Here is an 18,401-nt window from a genome sequence, read left to right on the forward strand (position 1 = left end):
ATCAGACAGATTCCGCGCGTCGGACCTAGGTCCTTCGTTCATCCGTGATACGTCGAGCGCGTTCTTTGAAAGCGCGATGCGGTGCGCGCTCTTTCTCCTCTTCTCGCTTGCGGCCATCTCCTGCGCCGAAGCGCGCACCATTCGGGTGATGAGCTACAACATTCACGTCGGCATCGGGATGGATAAAAAGCTCGATCTTGCGCGCATCGCCGCCGTGATCAAACGCGAGCGGGCGGAGATCGTCGGGTTACAGGAGGTCGATCGCGGCGTCGAACGGACCGGGCGCGTGGACCAGATCGTGAGGTTGGCGCGCTTGACCGGTATGGATTACGTTTTCGCGCCGAACTTGCGTTACCAAGGCGGCTGGTATGGCGTCGCGATCCTTTCGCGCTTTCCCATCGTGAGCTTTGAACACCGGCGTTACCGCAACCTGCGTGAAGCCGAGCGCCGAGGTTTTATCCGAGCTGAAATCGCCATCGGCGACGTTCGCCTTCAGTTCGTCACAACGCATCTCGATTATCAGTTCGCCGATGGCAGGCTCTTCGAGGCCAGACAGTTGTTGAACGCGCTCGATCACATCCGCGATCCGCTCATCGTCGCGGGCGATTTCAACGATGAGCCGACCGGGCAGACCTACAAGGCCATGTGTCTTGCGCTCGCCGATGCGTGGGTTGCGCGGCGGGGCCCGACGGCCAATGGCTTCACCTTCCCAGCTGATGAACCGATCAAAAGGATCGATTACGTCTTTTACCGCGGTTTCGACCGACTGCGCGTGGAACGCGCGTGGGTTGTTGATACGCCGGCTTCGGATCATCGTCCGGTGGTCGTCGAATTCAAGCTTCATTGAGGAGAACCACTGACAGCCGGAGAGCTGTCTTTGCCGCTAGTTCGGCGCCAGACGTGGTAATAGGCGTTGGCGGCAACGCTCGGCTGCGATTCGTCATGAGTCGTTGCTGCTGGCTCAGCGTCAAACACGATAATGCACGCACTGATCGCGCCAGCTAGCTCGGTCGCTTTTCCGACGGTTCAACGTCCCATCCTTTCGGCTTGCATCTTGCCGACGCATTAGCGACGTGCGTTCGGCTTTGTTCGGCCCCTTGCCCCGAAAGCCAACCGACTTTCGGCTCGCATCGAGTTTCAAGCGTGGCGAAGTTGTCGCCGAAGACAAAAGCGCCACACTTTGTCCGCTGTTTGCTTGCATGACAAGTGGCGTTTTTCGAGCCATTCAGGTGAACGCCTGGCGGGCGCGATGTGGTGCGCTGTTTGCTTGGGAGAGAAGTGCGAGTTTTTGCTGATTCTTGATGCGGCGTTAAGCCGAAATTCTTTCGCGTGAGGAGAGACTAATGATGAAACGTGCGATCTTGCATAGCGCTTTGTCAGCCGTAGCTGCGATCGGATTGGCCTTCTCCGTTGCGCAGGCACAGACCACGGCGAAACAAAACAAAAGGTCGAAACCTTCGCCGGAGCACAAGGCCGCCGTCAAGAAATGCCAGGATGATTACGTCGCTGCCGTGAAAGCGGCCAAGGGCAAGAAGGGCAAAGAGCGCAAAGATGCCATCCAAGCCGCCAAGCAAGCGCGCAAGCAATGCATCGCTAACGCTCCGGCCTAACGAATTTGGCAGAGAGGGCAAGCACTTAAAGGCCGATGGTGATAGCCTCCCACCATCGGCCTCTTTTTCCCCGTTGCCGCGACTTTTCGCAGAATCCGACTTAGTTCAGCGTTCGTGGCTTTGAACAGATGCCGCACGTCACCGCGACTTTTCGCAGGATCCGACCGTCGCCCGACGAGCGTTCGGAGAGCGGAAGATCCAGTTTGGTCGTCGAGGCGTTTTGCTCCCTATCTTCGTGGCGAATTCGCATAGCCGGGGCCGCGTATGATGCGCCCGGCGAGCGTGCCAGTGTGTTTGCCTTGATCAACGGCGATCTGTCCGTTGATGATGACGAAGTTGATGCCTTCCGGATACTGGTTTGGATTCTCAAAGGTCGCGCGGTCGCGAACCTTTTCGGGGTCGAAGATGACGACGTCGGCGAAGTAGCCTTCGCGCAGCAGTCCGCGGTCGCGCAAGCGAACGCGCGCTGCCGGCAGTCCGGTCATCTTGTGAATCGCCTCTTCGAGCGTCAGGAGCTGTTCTTCGCGCACGTAGCGAGCGAGGATGCGCGGGTAGCTGCCCCAGCCGCGGGGATGTGATTTCGATCCGGAGAGAGGTCCGTCGGTCGCGCGCGCGCCGCTATCCGTGCAGATCGAGATGAACGGGGCGCGCAAAGCGGCGCGCAGATCATCCTCGCTCATCATGAAGTAGATGGCGCCTGTCTGCCCGCGGTCAGCGATGATGAAGTCGAAGAGCGCATCGAGCGGATCTTTCCCTTGTTCCGCCGCGATCTCCGATAAGCGCTTGCCTTGATACTTTTCGAGCGCCGGGTTGACCACCGATCCGATGAGCACGCCGCTTGCGCCGCCGCTTCCCAAGTAGATGTTCTCCCAGTCGTTGGAATCGGTCATGATCTCGCGCTTCAAAGAAGCGCGAGTCTGCGCGTCGGCGAGCCGCGAGAGCGTCTTTTCGATGCCCCCTTCGAGCACCCATGGCGGAAGGCACGCCGTCAAAGAGGTGCTCGCCGCCGTGTACGGATAGACATCTGCCGTGATATCCAGCCCGCTTCTCCTCGCCTGTTCGATGCGGCGCAGGACTTCCGGCATCCGTCCCCAATTCTTCTTGTAGGCCGTTTTGAGGTGCCAAATTTCGACCGGTATTTGCGCGCGCCGCGCGATCTCGAAGACCTCTTCGAGCGAAGAGTCAATGGCGTTGGCTTCGCTTCGCTGATGCGTCGCGTAGATGCCGCCGTAAGCGCGTGCGACCTTGGCCAGCTCGATGATCTCGTCCGTTTTGGCGAAACGAGCTGGAACGTACTGCAAAGAGGTCGAAAGTCCGAGCGCGCCGTCGCGCATCGCTTCAGCGACGAGCTGCTTCATCCGTTCGAGTTCCGCCGCGGTTGGGGCGCGATTCTCGTAACCGATGACGTATTCGCGCACTTGCGTGGCGCCGACGAAAGTGCCGATGTTCAACCCGATCCTTTGTCGTTCGAGGCGGCGGAAGTATTCATCGAGCGTGCGCCAATCGACCTTGAGGTCGTAGCGGCGATAGAAATCCTCGTTCTCGCGGATAATCCGATCGCTCATGGGAGCGACCGATTCGCCTTCGCCGGTGATCTCGGTCGTTACGCCTTGCATCACCTTACTCATCGCGCGCGGGTCGATGAGCAAGAATATCTCCGACTGGCCCAACATGTCGATGAATCCGGGCGCGACCACCTGCCCGCGCGCGTCGATTTCACGCGCGGCGCGCGCGCCACGCAACTGTCCAATGCGCACGATGCGGTCGCCTTGGATGGCGACATCGGCGATGAAAGAAGCGCGCCCCGTGCCATCGACGACGCGCCCCTGACGGATGATGATGTCGTACGCGGTTCGCGGCTTTTGGGCTGCCGCATCGCCGAGCGCGAGCGAAAAGAGCAGCAGCGCGATGAAAACCCGCTTCATTGAACGCCTCCAGGCGCGGCAGAATCTTCACGGCGTTGACGGTTTTACTACTCCCCGTCGGTCGCAGTCAAAGATTGAGTGCCCGATTGCTCACGTTTCCGGTTTCCATCTTCGCCGGGTGAGCGCATTGGGGCGTTCTCCGCGCCACGCAGACGATGGCGCGCGTTTCCGGTCTCAAAACAACCAGACGGGAAAGGCGCTGGCCGCGCTTGCGAGACCGAGAGCGCTCTCCAAGTTTTAGCATCCTCGCCGCTCGCTGCGCGTAACGTGGATTTAGCGAACGGCGGGTTGAACGGCACGGGCGGGATGTGATTTGATCTCGCCGCAAAGAGCTGCCTCTTGAAGCAAATGGACGCGAAAAAGGCCGCGACATTTCGAGCCTCGTTTGAGGCGAAAAACTTGAGGAGGGAGAAGATGAAACTCTTTCTGGGCATACGTCACGTGTGCGCGTGTCTCGTTTTGCTCTTCTCGCTGTGCGTTGCGTGTGCGGCGCAATCGCAAGCGACCACAGGCAACATCGAAGGGAGAGTGCTGGACCAGCAGGAAGCCGTCGTCGTCGGCGCGACCGTGACGGCGACCAACCAGCAGACCGGTTTGACCAAAAGCGTCACGACCGATGAGAGCGGCCAATACAGATTGATCCTCCTGCCGCCCGGTTCCTACACGGTGCGCGTCGAAGGGAGCGGTTTCGCGCCGGCTGAAGCGCGCGACGTGGTGGTCACCGTCGGCGGCAAGGTGACGCTGGATTGGCGTCTTTCGCCCGGCGGCGTCGTCGGCGAATTGGTCGTGACGGGCGAAGCTCCGTTGGTCGAAACCACGCGCACTTCGGTCTCTTCGGTCGTCAATCTGCGCGCCATTGAAAACCTGCCTGTGAGCGGACGCAATTACTTGGATTTTGCGACGCTCACGCCCGGTGTGATCCGCGATCCGACGCGCACCGGGGATCTTGCCGTTGGCGGGCAGAAGGGGACTTTGAATAACCTTCAGGTCGATGGCGTGGATAACAACAACACCTTCTTCGGACAGGCGTTCGGTCGCACAGGGGTGCGCCCGCCCTATCAGTTCTCGGAAGAATCGGTGCAGGAGTTCCAAGTCAACCAGAACGGTTTTTCCGCTGAATTCGGGCGCGCTGGCGGAGCCGTCATCAACGTCGTCACGCGCTCCGGCACGAACGAGTTTCACGGCGGCGCTTTCGAATATTTCCGCGATGAATCTTTGAACGCTAATTCGCCGAGCTTGAAGGCGACGCAAGCGCAACGCGGTCTGCCGAACAAGCGTCCGCCATCACAGATCAACCAATTCGGCGGCAGATTTGGCGGCCCTATCAGAAAGAATCGCGCCTTCTTCTTCTTCACCTACGATGGGCAGCGGACCAATATCCCGAATCCGGTCGAACCGCCCAACTTCTTCAATCAACCGCCATCCATTCAAGCGCTGTTGTTGCCCAAGCTGAACACCTACAAGGTGAACCGCAACCAAGATGTGTACATGTTGAAATTGGATTTCGTCCTCAGCGCGCGCAATCAGCTCTCGTTGCGCTTCAACCGGCAGAACTTCACCGGCGTGAACAACGAGTTCACCGGGCCGCTCGGCACGGAAGAGCATTCCGGCAACAGCTTGGCGCGAACCACAACGCTCTCGGGCACGCTCGCCTCCACGTTGAGCAACAACGTGCTCAACGAATTTCGTTTCCAAGTCGCGCGCGATGCCGAACCGGGCACCGCCAACAGCGATCAGCCAGAAGCGCGCATCCAGACGGGCAGCGGCTTCCTCTTGATCGGACGCAACAACTTCAGTCCGCGCGAGACGACCATTCGCCGCGCCCAATTCATCGACAACATCTCTTTCGTCCTCGGACGGCACAACTTGAAGACAGGCGTGGACGTAAACTTCGATCGCATCTACAACTTCTTCCCCGGCTTCTTCACCGGACAATATACGTTCAATTCCTACGCCGATTTCGCCGCCAACCGTCCTTCCGCCTTCAGTCAAAACTTCGCCGGACCGAACACCTCTGGTCCGGTGACGCGCCCGAACAGCGCCGACTACGCTGCTTTCGTGCAGGACGATTGGCGTGCGACGCCGCGGCTGACGATCAACGCCGGTCTGCGTTACGACTACCAAAGCCTAGCGCAGCCGCCAGTCCGCAACCCCGACCCGCAACTTCTCGCCGCTAAGCTGGACACGAGTCGGCGGCCCAAAGACGCGAACAACTTCGCGCCGCGCATCGGTTTTGCCTATTCGCCTGATGAAAAGACCGTCGTTCGCGGCGGTTACGGCATCTTCTACGGGCGCACGCCGGCGATCATGGTCTCCACCGCCCATTCACAAAACGGCATCAACGTCGTTGGCGTTAACTTGACGAGCAACGCGGCCATCATCGCCGCTGGGTTGACCTATCCGCAGATCTTCAAATCGCCGCCTCCGCCGGGCACGGGTGCGCCTGTGCGGCCCAACCTCTTCCTGTTTGAAGAGAACTACGTTCAGCCTTACGTGCAACAAGCGCGGCTTGGCGTCGAGCGTGAGCTGCTGCCCAACACGAGTTTGTCCGTCACTTACCTCTTCTTCCGGGGCGTACACCTATCGCGGACGCGCGACATCAACCTCTTCCCGCCGGTTGAAACGCCGGGCATCGGCTACGATGGACAATCCTTCAAGGTGTTGCGCTTTCCCGCGACCCGTCCGTTCGCTAACTACACGCGCATCAACCTGTTTGAGAGCAGCGCCGATTCGCTCTACAACGGGCTGGCCGTTCAATTAACGCGCCGTTTCGCGCGCGGGGTGCAATTCATCGCCGCGTACACGCTCGCAAAAGCCAAAGATAACAAGCCGGACCAGACGGCTGTGGTGCCCGGCAGCGGCGATGATGCCAAGGTGGTCGAAAACCCGTTCAACTTGCGGGCGGAGTGGAGCGCCGCTGATGTTGATCAGCGCCAGCGTTTCGTCTTCAGCCCCGTCTTCGAGTTCGGACGTTTTACGCGCACGGAGAACCGTTTCTTGCGCGCCGCGTTGAGCGACTACCTTCTTTCCGGGATCATCCAATTGCAGTCCGGGTTCCCCTATTCGGCTGGCATCAGCGGAGACCCGAACCGCGATGGCAATCAATTGAACGATCGCGTGCCGACCACGCGACGCAATCAGTTCTACACGCCAGCGACCTACCAGTTCGACCTGCGCCTCGCGCGCCGCATACGAATCGGCGAAAAAGCGCGTTTGAGCTTGATCGTCGAAGGCTTCAATCTCTTCAATCGCGCCAACGTCGCGACCGTCAATTCGACTTACTACCGCGGATTTACGGTCGACAGTGCGGGCACATTGCAGTTCGGCGCGCCGCCCGCCTCTGCCGCTTTCGGCACGCCGCGAACCTTTTTAACTCCGCGCGAACTGCAACTGGCCATCAAGTTCGATTTTTGATGCTTCATCTTGAAGGTCCGCTAGGGTCATCTCTTTCACGAGGAGATGACCCTAGTGTTCGTCCCGATCAAGATGAATCCCTAGTTCTTGGCTCTGCGTCCAGCTTGCCGGGCGCAGGCGCTTCAGGAGCGCTTCCGGAGAGTTGCCGCAGAAAAATCGCGAGAATGATTACCACGAAGCAAAGACTTCCGGAGCACTTCCAGAAAGTTGCCGCCCTTGCGGTTCGAGCTAGCCTTGAGCTTTCCGCGAGTCGGTCTGAGCTTGACATTTGGCTTGGACCGACTTTGGGCTGCAAGGCGAAAACAAGGGTGATCGCGCGTCGCAGACGAGCATTGCGCAGAGGCAAGCGGGCGATGTGGGGATGGTGCGACCCGTTCGCCGATTGCGCTCGCGTTGGTCGCAGCAAGCGTCGCTGTTATAGAAAAGAGGGGGTGTGGGGGAGCTATAAAACCCATCCCCTTCAGGGGTGGGATAGATGGACTCCCCCACGTGCCCCGCAGGGGCACATAACAGGGTGGGAGGCAAGCGCGCTATACTGAGGCTCTGGACCTGCGAGTGTGGGGCGGTGCATGACCGGGACCTGAACGCGGCGAGAGAACATCCGGGCCGAAGGGATAAAACATATCCCCGTCGCGGTAGGGCATACCGAGACGCAAAACGCTTGGGGAGCCGCTGTAAGACCTGCGTATCGCGGGCAAGTGGCGACGAACCGTGAATCCCACGCGCTGCGCGCCGTGGGAGTGTCAAACTGTCAGCTCTTTCGGGAGAAAACGAACTGCTTGAGGAGAAGGAATGACCGATACGCCGCCGCCATATTTCCCGCAAAATCCGCTATCGCCTCCTGACCCAGAACGCTACCGAAAATTCAAGCTCGCGGTTGTGGGCTGCGTCGCGTTGATCGTGTTGCTCGTCGTCGGCGCGATCGGCGGCCTGATCTACTTGATCAGTGGTTGAGAAAGGCGCGCTCAAAATGGGCGCATGCCCTTTGCAAAGCCTCTATGTGGTGAACCAATGAACGACGGACTGGGAAAATCATCCGCGACGCTCGGCCAGATAGCGCGCGTTGTGGGAGGCGAGCTTTGTGGCGATCCGGCGATCGTGGTGCGTGACGTCACGCACGATTCGCGCATGGTCAGCGATCAAAGCTTGTTCGTCGCGATTCGCGGTCAACAGGCGGACGGCAACGCTTTCGTCTCCGAAGCCATTGCGCGCGGCGCTTGCGCCGTCGTCTCCGAGCTTGCGTCTCCTGCCGGATGTGAGGTCGCTTGGGTGCGCGTCAAAGATGCGCGCGTCGCGCTCGCCAAAGCCGCTGCCACTGTGCATCATCATCCGTCGCGCGAACTGAAACTCGTCGGCATCACCGGGACCAACGGCAAGACGACGACGACCTATCTGGTCGCCAGTATCGCCGAGGCTTCGGGCGACCCGTGCGCTATGCTGAGCACGGTCGAATATCGCATCGGCGCGGAGCGCATTGCGGCAGAACGCACGACGCTTGAGGCGAGCGATACGCAGCGTTATCTGCGACGCGCCGTGGAACGCGGTTGTCGCGCTGCCGTGATGGAATGCTCTTCGATTGCCATCGAACTGCACCGGTGCGATGAACTTGAGTTCGCCGCTGCCGTCTTCACCAACTTTTCGCGCGATCACCTCGACTTCCACGGGACGATGGAGAGCTACTGGTCCGCCAAACGGCGCTTGTTCGAAGGCTTGTCCGGTGGACCACCGCGCGTGGCGGTGGTCAACTTGGACGATGAACGAGGCGCGGAATTGGCGCGCGACCTAGCGCGGGCGGGGACCCCGATCATCACCTACGCCGTCGAGCGCAACGCCGATGTCACGGCGCGCGACGTCACGATTTCGCTCGACGGCATGAGTTTCTCGTTGGAAACGCCAGCGGGGCGAACCACCGTCAGCTCTCCGCTCGTCGGTCAACCGCACGTCTACAACACGCTCGCTGCGGTCGGCGCAGGATTAGCGCTCGGTTATGAACTCAACTCGATACGAAGGGGAATCGAAAAATGTGCAGGGGCTCCCGGCAGGTTTGAGCGCGTCGCACACGCAGAGGATTTCGCGGTCATCGTCGATTACGCTCACACGGAAGATGCGTTGGCCAACGTCTTGCGCACCGCGCGCGCGCTCGCACGCGGGCGCGTCATCGTCGTCTTCGGTTGTGGCGGCGATCGCGACCGGACCAAACGCGCCCCTATGGGGCGGACGGCAGCCGAGCTGGCCGATCTCGTCGTCGTCACCTCAGACAATCCGCGGACGGAGGACCCAGAAGCGATCATCGCCGAAATCGAAGTCGGGTTGCGCCAAGTCAGCGAGCTTTACGAGAAGATCCCCGACCGGCGCGAGGCGATCTTGCGCGCCATCGCTCTTGCAAAGCCGGGCGATGTTGTGATAATTGCCGGCAAGGGGCACGAAGATTACCAGATCATCGGGAGGCAAAAGGTTCATTTCGATGATCGAGAGGTGGCGCGTGAGGCCTTGAAGCAGCGTTCCGGCAAGGGCTAAGCGCTGCAGAATTTTTCAAGCGTCTTTGTTCAAGTAATGTGAAGGTCGTCAGATCCTTCAAGGAGCTTTTCTTCAGAAAAGCGTGACGGCCTCGTGAAAACAAGCGGCTAAGCTGCCACGCTCAAATGAATTGCTTGCACTTTCTCGTCTGATACCTACGTTTTTGCCCGACAGAACAAGCGAGCGTGTATAGAGGGGGGAGCACGCGATGAGAGTCGTAGTGACAGGGGCGAGCGGTTTGATCGGCTCGGCGCTCGTGCCGGTTCTTCTCTCCAAAGGGCATCGAGTGATCAGGCTGGTCCGGCGTAAACCAACGGCCGCAAGGCCCGATGGCTCGACCGAAATCTTTTGGAATCCGATGCTTGGGCAAATGGATGACGGCTTTTTGGAGGAGTGCGAGGCGGTGATCCATCTGGCTGGCGAGAGCATCGCCGATGGGCGGTGGGATGAAGATAAGAAGCGACGCGTGCGCGATAGTCGCGTCAAAAGCACGCGCTTTCTGGCTGAGACGCTGGCCCAGTTGAACCATAAACCGCGAGCTTTCATCTGCGCTTCCGCCACGGGCTACTACGGCGACCGAGACGACGAAATTCTGACCGAAGACAGCGCCCCCGGCACAGGTTTTCTCGCCGATGTCTGCCGCGAGTGGGAAGCGGCTGCCGACCAAGCGCGTAGCGCCGGAATCCGCACCCTCCATATGCGCATCGGCATGGTGCTCAGCGGGCGTGGTGGGGCTTTGCAGAAAATCCTGACGCCGTTCAAATTCGGGTTAGGGGGCAAGGTCGGAAACGGGCGTCAGTGGATGAGCTGGATCGCGTTGGACGATGTGGTTCGCGCCTTCGTTCACGCCTTGGAGCGTGAAGACTTGAGCGGCCCGGTCAACACCGTCGCGCCGAAACCGGTGACGAACGAAGAGTTCACGCAAATTTTGGGTCGCGTCTTGCACCGCCCGACGTTCATGCCGGTGCCGGCTTTCGCCTTGCGCCTCGCGTTCGGCGAAATGGCCGAAGAGTTGGTGTTATCGAGCGCGCGCGTCTTGCCGCGAAAGCTTCTCGCGAGCGGTTTCGAGTTCCTTTATCCGGATCTGGAATCGGCCTTGCGCCATGAACTCGCGCACGCCTGAAAGAGCGCGTCTTGCGATGCTTTCGCGTTCCCGAAACTCCTGCGCTATCTCGGCGCTCTCGATACCTAAAGCTTCACCGAAAGCCGTGAGTGAAGCTTTGGCGCGCGGTCTTGACACCCTCGGCGCGCCCCATTACCATCGACCAAGCTGCGGTTCGCTGAAGAACCAGCGGCGGCATCACGAAGACGCCTCTTCATAGTCCTCTTGCCCTAGCGACAAACCGCTTTCTCCTTCGTTTCGAGATGTCAGACGTACTTCTGGTCGAAGACAAAGATAGTTTACGACGAGCGCTCCGTTTGACGTTGGAATCGGCCGGTTACAGCGTCGCGGAAGCTACTGATGCGCGCGAAGCTGCAACCAAAGTGGAGCGCACGCGCCACCGCGTCGTTTTGACCGATCTGCGCCTGCCTTGCGGTTCGGGTTTCGATGTTCTGCGCGCCGTGCGCCGCGCGAGCATCGAAACGCCCGTTATCGTCATGACCGCCTACGGTTCGATCGATGAAGCCGTGCAAGCGATGAAAGAGGGGGCCTACGATTTCCTTCAGAAACCGGTCGATTCGAACCACCTTTTGCTCTTGGTCGAGCGCGCGATCGAGCAAGCGCGGTTGCGCACGGAGAACATACTGTTGCGCGAAGAGTGGGCGCACCGTTACGGTTTCCCGCGCATTATCGGTGAATCCGAGGCGATCAAGCGCGCCGTAGCGGAGACGCAGAGGGTGGCGCGAACGGAAGCGACCGTGCTCCTTTTGGGCGAATCGGGCACGGGCAAAGAGCTTTTCGCGCGCGCCGTGCATCATTTGAGCGAACGACGCGATGGTCCATTCGTCGCCGTCAACTGCGCCGCCATCCCCGAAACGCTCATCGAATCGGAGCTTTTCGGCCACGAGAAAGGGGCGTTTACGGGCGCGCATGAGCGGCGCCCCGGAAAGTTCGAGCTCGCTTCGGGCGGCACGGTCTTCCTCGACGAGGTGGGCGAGCTTCCGCTCGGCGCCCAAGCCAAATTGTTGCGCGTCATCGAAGAGCGCGTGGTGGACCGCGTTGGCGGACGCGCGCCCGTTCCGGTTGATGTGCGCATCATCGCGGCGACCAACCGCGATCTCGAAGGGGCGGTGGCGTGCGGCGAGTTCCGCGGCGATCTCTATTTCCGTCTCGCCGTCTTTCCCGTCGAGATCCCGCCGCTGCGCGAACGCGGTGACGACGTCGCGCTGCTTGCGCGTCACTTCGCGGCGAAATTCGGGCGCGAGGTGCGTGGGCGCGAAATGGATTTGAGCGACGATGCGTTGCGCCTTTTGCGCGCGCATCGTTGGCCCGGCAATGTGCGCGAGCTCGTCAACGCCATCGAACGCGCTTGCATCTTGGCCGATGAGACGACTCTTCGGGCGCGCGATTTCGCTTTCCTTCAGCGGCGCGAGGAGGAGGTCGAGGATCTGCGCGAGATCGACCTTTCAGGTTCGCTGGCCGAAGCGGTCGAGCGCGCTGCGCGCTGGGTCGAGCGACGCAAGATCAACGAGGCGTTGCGCGCGCACGAGGGCAACAAAGCGCGCGCCGCAGAGAGCTTGGGCGTTAGTTACAAGACGCTGCTCACCAAGATCAAGGAGTACGGTCTGTAGTCCTTTTCAACCTCGCTGAACTAGGTCGCAGATTGTGTGACCGAAGACGCCAGCCGGGCACTTCGATGGCTGTCACACGAGTTGAGCATGGTCTCGCTCTCCACGCCGTAGCTGCGCCAACCAGCCCTTCACTTGTAGCTTGCGCTCCCTGAGCTTCAACTTCTGCCGGCGCTTCCTTCAGTTGGTCGCTTCGTTGAATTTTTGGTCACAAACAACGATGCTCAACTCAAGCGAAGAGGGCAACCTCTCTCGCACTGCTCAACTTGAATTTCAAACGCCGAAAACTAGGAACTGAAGCTGAATTAGCCAATGCTTACATCCGCAGCGTAGTCAAGCCGTTTATCAGATCTCTGGTAAAATATTTAGCCTCTCAAAAACAGCTTAAAACCCTCGATCCCGAAGCCACGGCGAGGATTTTCATCGGATCTTTGGTCTATTACTTTCTCGTCCAAGAAGTGTTACACGGCAAAGAGAGTTTGCCTATGAAACGGGATCGCCTCATTGATAGTTTGATTTCGCTGATCACCTGTAAGGAAGCGTAGTCCCTGTGGTCTGACATCGCTTCGAAGTCGTAGAGGACCGTAGAAGCCTCCCTGACCATCCTGAGGGCGAGGGGCGCGCATTCAGCGCAGGAAAGCTCCAACAGACGAATCTGTTGGGCCGTCACCCCTGCGCGGCCAACACCATGTTCGCTGGTGAACGATGTAGCCATTGCGATCGCCCGCCGAATGCGCCGCCTCGGTCTTCCTCAGACTTTCGATTTGTCGTTAGATGCTGGCTTCATTTATGCTCGCTTGTTCCAAAGGCGAGTAGAGCATCTGAACGGAGAAGATGGCCGGGGTGATGAAGCGGGTAGATAGCGAATCCGAGTTCTCAACAGGGCCTCTTTCTTTAGAGGAGGCCGAAACAGTGCGTGAAGCGGGTGTCGCGGAAGGGCGCGCAACGGCGCCCGCGCGTCCTTCGGTCGCGCGTTCAGCCGGGATCATCTCCTTGGCCGTGATGGGATCGCGCATCCTCGGTTTGGTGCGCGAGCAGGTCTTTGCGGCCTACTTCGGCGCCGGATTTTTGAACGACGCTTTTCAGGTCGGCTTTCGCATTCCGAACACGCTGCGCGATCTGTTCGCCGAAGGGGCGCTCTCAGCCGCCTTCGTCAAGACTTTCACCGACTACATCGAGAAACGATCGGAACGCGAAGCTTGGCGGTTGGCCAACATGGTGATGAACGCGCTGGCCATCGTCCTCAGCTTGATCGTGATCGTCGGGATCATCTTCTCGCCAGAGATCGTCGCCGTCATCGCGCGCGATTTTTCGCCCGAAAAAGCGGCGCTCGCGACGACGCTGACGCGCATCATGTTTCCGTTCATACTTCTGGTCGCGCTTGCCGCGGTGGCGATGGGCGTGCTGAACGCCAAGCATCGTTTCGGCATCCCGGCCTCCGCTTCGACGATGTTCAACATCGGCTCGATCGTCGGCGGGCTGGCATTCGCCTACTGGCTAAGCGGCGGTGGTTGGACCAGCCCGCGCGATCCGAACGCCATCCCGAGCGCCGAAGCGCAGTGGGCGATCATCGGCATGGCGATCGGCACGCTCATCGGCGGCGCACTGCAGTTTCTGGTTCAAGTGCCTTCGCTCTTCAGAGTCGGATTCCGTTTCGAGCCGATCGTCAGCTTCACCGATCCGGGCGTGCGGCAGGTGATGCGTCTGATGGCGCCAGCGATCATCGGCACAGCCGCCGTGCAGATCAACGTGCTTGTCAACACCTTCTTCGCGTCGAGCATCAACGGCGGCCCATCGTGGCTCGGTTACGCTTTTCGCCTGATGCAGTTTCCCATCGGCGTTTTCGGCGTCGCCATCGGCACGGCGACGCTGCCGACCATCTCGCGCTTTGCCGTGCGCGGCGAAACGGATAGCTTCCGCTCGACGCTCGCTTCATCCATCGGCTTGGTCTTTCTCTTCACGATTCCATCGGCTTGCGGATTGGTCGTGCTGGGCCACCCGATCATCGCTCTGATCTACGAGCGCGGAGCGTTCACCGCCAACGATACGCACATGGTCGCGCTAGCGCTCGCCGCTTATTCGGTCGGCCTCGTTGGTTATGCGGCGATCAAAGTCCTATCGCCAGCCTTTTACGCGCTCGACGATGCGCGCACGCCGATGATGGTGAGCCTCTTTTCGATCTTGGTGAATGCCGTGGCGAACTATTACTTCCGCGATCTGTTCGGGCGCTTCGGCGTGACGCCTCTAACGCCGAGCGGTTATGCGCACGTCGGGCTGGCCCTTTCGACTTCGTGCGTCGCGCTCGTTAACTTCTTCGCGCTCGCCTTCTTGATGCGTCGCCGCATTGGCCGCCTCGAAGGGCGACGCATCGTCGCTTCGTTCGTGCGGATCGCGGGGGCTTCAATTGCGCTTTCGCTCGTCAGTTACGTCACTTATCGTCTGCTCGATGCGGCCCTTCCCGGAACGCGCTTGATCGTGCGATTGGCGGAAGCTTTAGTGCCGATTTTGACCGGAAGCATCGCTTTCTTCTTCGCCGCCAAAGCCTTCGGAGTGCGCGAGTTCGATCAAGCTTTGAACGAATTGGGGAGACGTTTCCGTCGCCGTTGATGCCGAGAAGCGGCGCCACCGATCATGATGGGCCGAGCCGTTCGGACTTCATGGGCGAGCTGAGACCGCTGGGCGGCATGATGCACGAAAGGCCTCACAAGGCCGTCGAGTATCTCGAAAGGAGATTTGCGCGACTTGGCCTCTCTGCATCAAGCCGCGTCGCACAGCGCATCGCAGGACGTGAGCGCGGGAACGTCGCCCGCCTCGGTCATCTCCTCGCCCATGAAGGGGCGGCCCTGCGCGACGGCGGTGAAGTATTCTTCGATGCGGTCCAGAATCTCTTGGATCGAGTGCGAGTGGTATATTGCCGTGCGGAAACGCGCGCCGCCCGGCAAGCCCTTGGTGAAGTGTCCGGCCAGTTGCTTCATCCGGTTGATGGCGGCGATCTGTGGCATATCGGCGCGCAGCAGCTCGAAATATTCGAGCAGCACGCCTCTTTTGTCTTCGAGCGTCGGTTGAAACGGCTCGCGCCCGTCAATCGCGTCCTCGATCTGACGGAAGATCCACGGGTTCATCATCGCGCCGCGCCCGATCAGGATTCCATCGCAGCGGGTCTGGCGCCAACGCTCGAACGCGCCTTCGATGGTCGTCACGTCGCCGCTTCCGGAGACGGGGATTTTGACCGCCTCTTTGACTTGGCGGACCAGATCCCAGTTGGCCAGCCCGCGATAGCCCTGTTCGCGCGTGCGCCCATGAAGCGCGACGTGTTCGACGCCGCAGTCTTCGGCGAGTCGCGCCACTTCGACGCAGTTGATCTCGCGATCCGAATATCCGGCGCGAATCTTGATCGTCAAGGGGATCGTGATGCCCTTGCGCACCTCGCGCAAAATGGCTTCAAGGCGCGGCAGATCGCGCAATAGACTCGACCCGCCACCGTGCTTGACCACTTTCGGAGCCGGGCAACCGCAGTTGATATCGACGATATCGGCACCGGCCTCTTGGGCCATCTCCGCCGCCATGCGCATCCGTTCAGGCTGTGCGCCGAAGATCTGCACGGCGAACGGGCGCTCGTACTCATGAAAGCGCATCTGCCGCCAAGATTTCGGATTGTTGCGCGTCAACCCTTCGACCGAGATGAATTCGGAGACGGTTAGACCAATGCCGCCGCGCCGCTTGAGCAAGCAACGGAAGGCGACGTCGGTGACGCCCGCCATCGGCGAAAGGATCAAGGGCGGGTTGATCTCGATGTCGCGAATCTTGAACGGCCTAGTCATAGCTCGCTGTGATTCATCTGGTGCCTTCGTGCACCGACGGCGCTTTTGCGGTTGGTCCGCTGAGGCTTAATCCTCAAGGTATTCAACCTTGCGCCGTCTCGTGCGCCCACGGCGAAAGGCGACGCACCGAGTTTCAAAAAGGCAACTCGAAAAGGCAACTTGAAGAGCGCGGTCCGAGCGCGCTGATCTTTCCCGGAGAACGACGCTCAGCGTCGCAGCTCGACGCCCGTTGCGACGAAGCCGATTTCTTTCGCCGTTCCATCCGCATTGCGCACCAGGCGCGCCCCTTCTTCGGCGTAGTGGTCTGCCTGCTCTTTGCTCAACTTCTTGATGACGAACTCGCCTTCGGCGCGCACCTTCATCCCCTGCGCGTTGAGCGGAACGAAAAATCCATAATCCTTGAACGTCACGCGCACGCTCTCGTTCGCGCCAAATCGAGGAGCTACTTCCATCCAGCAGCCTTTGCGCGTGCAGACGCGCGCCGCGACGCCTTCGATCACCACACGCTTGCCTGTGAACTTTTCGGGGTCGCGCAGCGCCGTTGCGAGCGAGACCAGCGGCGAGTCGCCAATGGGCGCGCCGCGTTTGACGACTTCGCCGTCGAGCGGCAGCGGACAACTCGCTTCGGTCTTTTTCGTCTCGCCGTTTTGCGGCGCGGCTGCTTGCGTGGAAGCCGCCGATAGCGAACGAGAAGAGCGCGACGAGAAGGGTGATCCGTTTCATGCCGTTACAACTCCCGAGTTTGGAATTCCAGCATTTTTGAATTGGAATTCCAGCATTTTTGAAGCAAAATGAATGATGGCGCTCGACTCAAAACCGAAATTATAACAATGCGCAGAGAGTGGATTCAAATCGTCGGCATCGCGTGGACGCTCGTTTACGCGGCTTTCATCGTTTGGCTTTACGCTGCTCAGCCGCGAAACTTGGGCGATGTGGCGACCAGCGCGAGCGTTGCCGTCGGTGCTTACAAGATCGATGAGGAAAGGTTTCAAGCCGGGCTCGGTCTATTTCGGCGCGAGCAGTACGCTGCCGCGCGCGAAGAATGGAAACTGGCGGACCCAGCGCAGCGCGATGCGCGCACGCAGTTCTACGTCGCCTACGCTTTTTATCGCGAAGGCTGGGGGCGCGTTTATAACGACGATCAACTTCTGCGCCAGGGGTTGGCTGCGGCTGAGCGGGCCATTGAGCTGAGCGGCGGCGCGCTTCGCGCCGATGACCCAGAGTTGAAAATTCAAACTCCTGTCGAGCTGAAAGCCGAGATCGAACGGGAGTTGCGCCGGGATTGGAGCTATCTTAATCCGCTGAAAGTTTTGCGCGAAAGGAAATAATGTGTTCCGTTCTAAGCAATCCCTTTTTCGAACGGCATGAATCTTCAGCGGCGAAAGAAGCGGGCTACATGTGAACCTTTATCATGATCTGCGGCGCTGCCTAGTGAAGCTGTTTATACGGAGATCTCGTTGGCTGCGCTTTTCATGACCTCAATGCACATCCGTATCCCGGAAAAGATCAAGCGCCTCGCCGAGCGGGTGCGCCGTGAAGGCGGACGCGCCCTTTTAGTCGGCGGTTGCGTTCGCGATGCTTTGCTCGGTACCGAGCCGAAGGATTGGGATGTCGAAGTCTATGGCCTCCATCCCGAACGCTTGCGCCGAATTTTAGACGAGATGTTCGAGTCGGTCGACGCGGTCGGAGCCTCTTTCGCCGTCTACAAGGTCGGACCCGATCTCGAAGTCTCGCTCCCGCGTCGCGAGCGCAAATCTGGTCGCGGCCATCGCGCCTTTGTCATCCAAGGAGACCCTGCGATGACGGTTGAAGAGGCGACCAGACGCCGCGATTTCACCATCAACGCCATCTTGATGGACCCGCTCTCCGGCGAAATAATCGACCCTTTCGGCGGACGCGCTGATCTCGAAGCGCGTCGCTTACGCGCCGTCTCGCCTCTTTCCTTCCCTGAGGATTCGCTGCGTGTGCTGCGCGCGGCCCAGTTTGCCGCTCGTTTCCACCTTGACATCGAACCCGAAACCGTCGCCCTTTGTCGAACCATCGATCTTTCAGACCTGCCCGCCGAGCGCATTTGGGGCGAGATGGAAAAGCTCCTCGGAGCCGATCGCCCTTCCATCGGTTTACGTTGGCTCGTTGAGTTGGGAGCGGTTCATCAACTCTTCCCCGAAATCGAAGCCCTCATCGGTTGCCCGCAAGATCCCGAATGGCACCCAGAGGGTGATGTTTTCACTCACACCCTGCTGGTTGTCGATCGCGCGCGGGAACTCGTTGCCGATCTCGACCGCCCACGACGACTCGCTTTGATGCTCGCCGCCCTCTGTCACGATTTCGGCAAGCCCCTGACTACCCAATTCATTGACGGACGCCTGCGCGCTCCCGCCCAC

General features: G+C 59.9%; 16 protein-coding genes. 13 read left to right on the forward strand and 3 right to left on the reverse strand.

What is annotated here, in order from left to right:
- The first annotated feature begins 76 nt into the window (after positions 1–76).
- Both C4334_RS01730 and C4334_RS01735 read left to right on the forward strand, forming a co-directional pair.
- A complete protein-coding gene (locus C4334_RS01730) occupies positions 77–847 on the forward strand; it encodes an endonuclease/exonuclease/phosphatase family protein (protein WP_352430351.1) in 771 nt (256 codons plus the stop codon).
- A 496-nt stretch (positions 848–1,343) separates the two neighbouring features.
- Positions 1,344–1,610: a hypothetical protein gene (locus tag C4334_RS01735; RefSeq protein WP_352430352.1), complete on the forward strand. Its 267-nt coding sequence runs from the start codon at positions 1,344–1,346 to the stop codon at positions 1,608–1,610.
- 227 nt (positions 1,611–1,837) lie between these two features.
- On the opposite strand, the gene C4334_RS01740 is transcribed toward C4334_RS01735, so the two are convergent.
- A complete protein-coding gene (locus C4334_RS01740; RefSeq protein WP_352430353.1) occupies positions 1,838–3,535 on the reverse strand; it encodes an N-acyl-D-amino-acid deacylase family protein in 1,698 nt (565 codons plus the stop codon).
- A gap of 414 nt (positions 3,536–3,949) precedes the next feature.
- Between C4334_RS01740 and C4334_RS01745 the strand changes: the two genes are divergently transcribed.
- The 8 genes from C4334_RS01745 (at position 3,950) to murJ (ending at position 14,803) form a co-directional block, all read left to right on the forward strand.
- Positions 3,950–6,949, forward strand: coding sequence for a TonB-dependent receptor (locus C4334_RS01745; RefSeq protein ID WP_352430354.1), 3,000 nt, complete (start codon positions 3,950–3,952; stop codon positions 6,947–6,949).
- 475 nt (positions 6,950–7,424) lie between these two features.
- Positions 7,425–7,664, forward strand: a complete 240-nt coding sequence (locus tag C4334_RS14760) for a zinc ribbon domain-containing protein (RefSeq protein WP_502943380.1) — start codon at positions 7,425–7,427, stop codon at positions 7,662–7,664.
- A gap of 77 nt (positions 7,665–7,741) precedes the next feature.
- On the forward strand, positions 7,742–7,903 hold the full coding sequence (locus C4334_RS01750) for a hypothetical protein (RefSeq protein WP_352430355.1): 162 nt from the start codon (positions 7,742–7,744) through the stop codon (positions 7,901–7,903).
- Between the two features lie 57 nt (positions 7,904–7,960).
- Positions 7,961–9,466: a UDP-N-acetylmuramoyl-L-alanyl-D-glutamate--2,6-diaminopimelate ligase gene (locus tag C4334_RS01755; protein ID WP_352430356.1), complete on the forward strand. Its 1,506-nt coding sequence runs from the start codon at positions 7,961–7,963 to the stop codon at positions 9,464–9,466.
- Positions 9,467–9,674: 208 nt separating this feature from the next.
- Complete coding sequence (locus C4334_RS01760; protein ID WP_352430357.1) at positions 9,675–10,589, forward strand: TIGR01777 family oxidoreductase; 915 nt, start codon at positions 9,675–9,677, stop codon at positions 10,587–10,589.
- Positions 10,590–10,831: 242 nt separating this feature from the next.
- Positions 10,832–12,199, forward strand: a complete 1,368-nt coding sequence (locus tag C4334_RS01765; RefSeq protein ID WP_352430358.1) for a sigma-54-dependent transcriptional regulator — start codon at positions 10,832–10,834, stop codon at positions 12,197–12,199.
- Between the two features lie 263 nt (positions 12,200–12,462).
- Positions 12,463–12,741, forward strand: coding sequence for a TetR family transcriptional regulator (locus tag C4334_RS01770; RefSeq protein ID WP_352430359.1), 279 nt, complete (start codon positions 12,463–12,465; stop codon positions 12,739–12,741).
- A gap of 367 nt (positions 12,742–13,108) precedes the next feature.
- Complete coding sequence (murJ, locus tag C4334_RS01775) at positions 13,109–14,803, forward strand: murein biosynthesis integral membrane protein MurJ (RefSeq protein ID WP_352430360.1); 1,695 nt, start codon at positions 13,109–13,111, stop codon at positions 14,801–14,803.
- Positions 14,804–14,952: 149 nt separating this feature from the next.
- Here murJ and dusB read toward each other — a convergent pair whose 3' ends face one another.
- Positions 14,953–16,017 carry a tRNA dihydrouridine synthase DusB gene (gene dusB, locus C4334_RS01780; protein WP_352430361.1) on the reverse strand — a complete coding sequence of 355 codons (1,065 nt, stop codon included), beginning with the start codon at positions 16,015–16,017 and terminating at the stop codon, positions 14,953–14,955.
- Between the two features lie 206 nt (positions 16,018–16,223).
- Positions 16,224–16,520: a DUF4920 domain-containing protein gene (locus C4334_RS01785; RefSeq protein ID WP_352430362.1), complete on the reverse strand. Its 297-nt coding sequence runs from the start codon at positions 16,518–16,520 to the stop codon at positions 16,224–16,226.
- A gap of 67 nt (positions 16,521–16,587) precedes the next feature.
- Here C4334_RS01785 and C4334_RS01790 point away from each other — a divergent pair, with 67 nt between their 5' ends.
- The 3 genes from C4334_RS01790 to C4334_RS01800 all read left to right on the forward strand — a co-directional run.
- Positions 16,588–16,812 carry a hypothetical protein gene (locus tag C4334_RS01790; protein WP_352430363.1) on the forward strand — a complete coding sequence of 75 codons (225 nt, stop codon included), beginning with the start codon at positions 16,588–16,590 and terminating at the stop codon, positions 16,810–16,812.
- Between the two features lie 35 nt (positions 16,813–16,847).
- Positions 16,848–17,345: a hypothetical protein gene (locus tag C4334_RS01795; RefSeq protein ID WP_352430364.1), complete on the forward strand. Its 498-nt coding sequence runs from the start codon at positions 16,848–16,850 to the stop codon at positions 17,343–17,345.
- 129 nt (positions 17,346–17,474) lie between these two features.
- A partial coding sequence (locus C4334_RS01800) for a tRNA nucleotidyltransferase/poly(A) polymerase-related protein (protein WP_352430365.1) occupies positions 17,475–18,401 on the forward strand: 927 nt, incomplete at its 3' end.

Origin of the sequence: Pyrinomonas sp., assembly GCF_040289685.1 — a bacterium.
Lineage (GTDB): Bacteria > Acidobacteriota > Blastocatellia > Pyrinomonadales > Pyrinomonadaceae > Pyrinomonas.

What these genes read in the sequence shown, in the direction of transcription:
- C4334_RS01790 (WP_352430363.1), top strand. Translation starts at nt 16,588, where the DNA reads ATGGGCGCGCCGCGTTTGACGACTTCGCCGTCGAGCGGCAGCGGACAA.
- C4334_RS01735 (WP_352430352.1), top strand. Translation starts at nt 1,344, where the DNA reads ATGATGAAACGTGCGATCTTGCATAGCGCTTTGTCAGCCGTAGCTGCG.
- C4334_RS01765 (WP_352430358.1), top strand. Translation starts at nt 10,832, where the DNA reads ATGTCAGACGTACTTCTGGTCGAAGACAAAGATAGTTTACGACGAGCG.
- dusB (WP_352430361.1), bottom strand. Translation starts at nt 16,017, where the DNA reads ATGACTAGGCCGTTCAAGATTCGCGACATCGAGATCAACCCGCCCTTG.
- C4334_RS01750 (WP_352430355.1), top strand. Translation starts at nt 7,742, where the DNA reads ATGACCGATACGCCGCCGCCATATTTCCCGCAAAATCCGCTATCGCCT.
- C4334_RS14760 (WP_502943380.1), top strand. Translation starts at nt 7,425, where the DNA reads ATGGACTCCCCCACGTGCCCCGCAGGGGCACATAACAGGGTGGGAGGC.
- C4334_RS01740 (WP_352430353.1), bottom strand. Translation starts at nt 3,535, where the DNA reads ATGAAGCGGGTTTTCATCGCGCTGCTGCTCTTTTCGCTCGCGCTCGGC.
- C4334_RS01745 (WP_352430354.1), top strand. Translation starts at nt 3,950, where the DNA reads ATGAAACTCTTTCTGGGCATACGTCACGTGTGCGCGTGTCTCGTTTTG.
- C4334_RS01760 (WP_352430357.1), top strand. Translation starts at nt 9,675, where the DNA reads ATGAGAGTCGTAGTGACAGGGGCGAGCGGTTTGATCGGCTCGGCGCTC.
- C4334_RS01795 (WP_352430364.1), top strand. Translation starts at nt 16,848, where the DNA reads ATGCGCAGAGAGTGGATTCAAATCGTCGGCATCGCGTGGACGCTCGTT.
- C4334_RS01755 (WP_352430356.1), top strand. Translation starts at nt 7,961, where the DNA reads ATGAACGACGGACTGGGAAAATCATCCGCGACGCTCGGCCAGATAGCG.
- C4334_RS01730 (WP_352430351.1), top strand. Translation starts at nt 77, where the DNA reads ATGCGGTGCGCGCTCTTTCTCCTCTTCTCGCTTGCGGCCATCTCCTGC.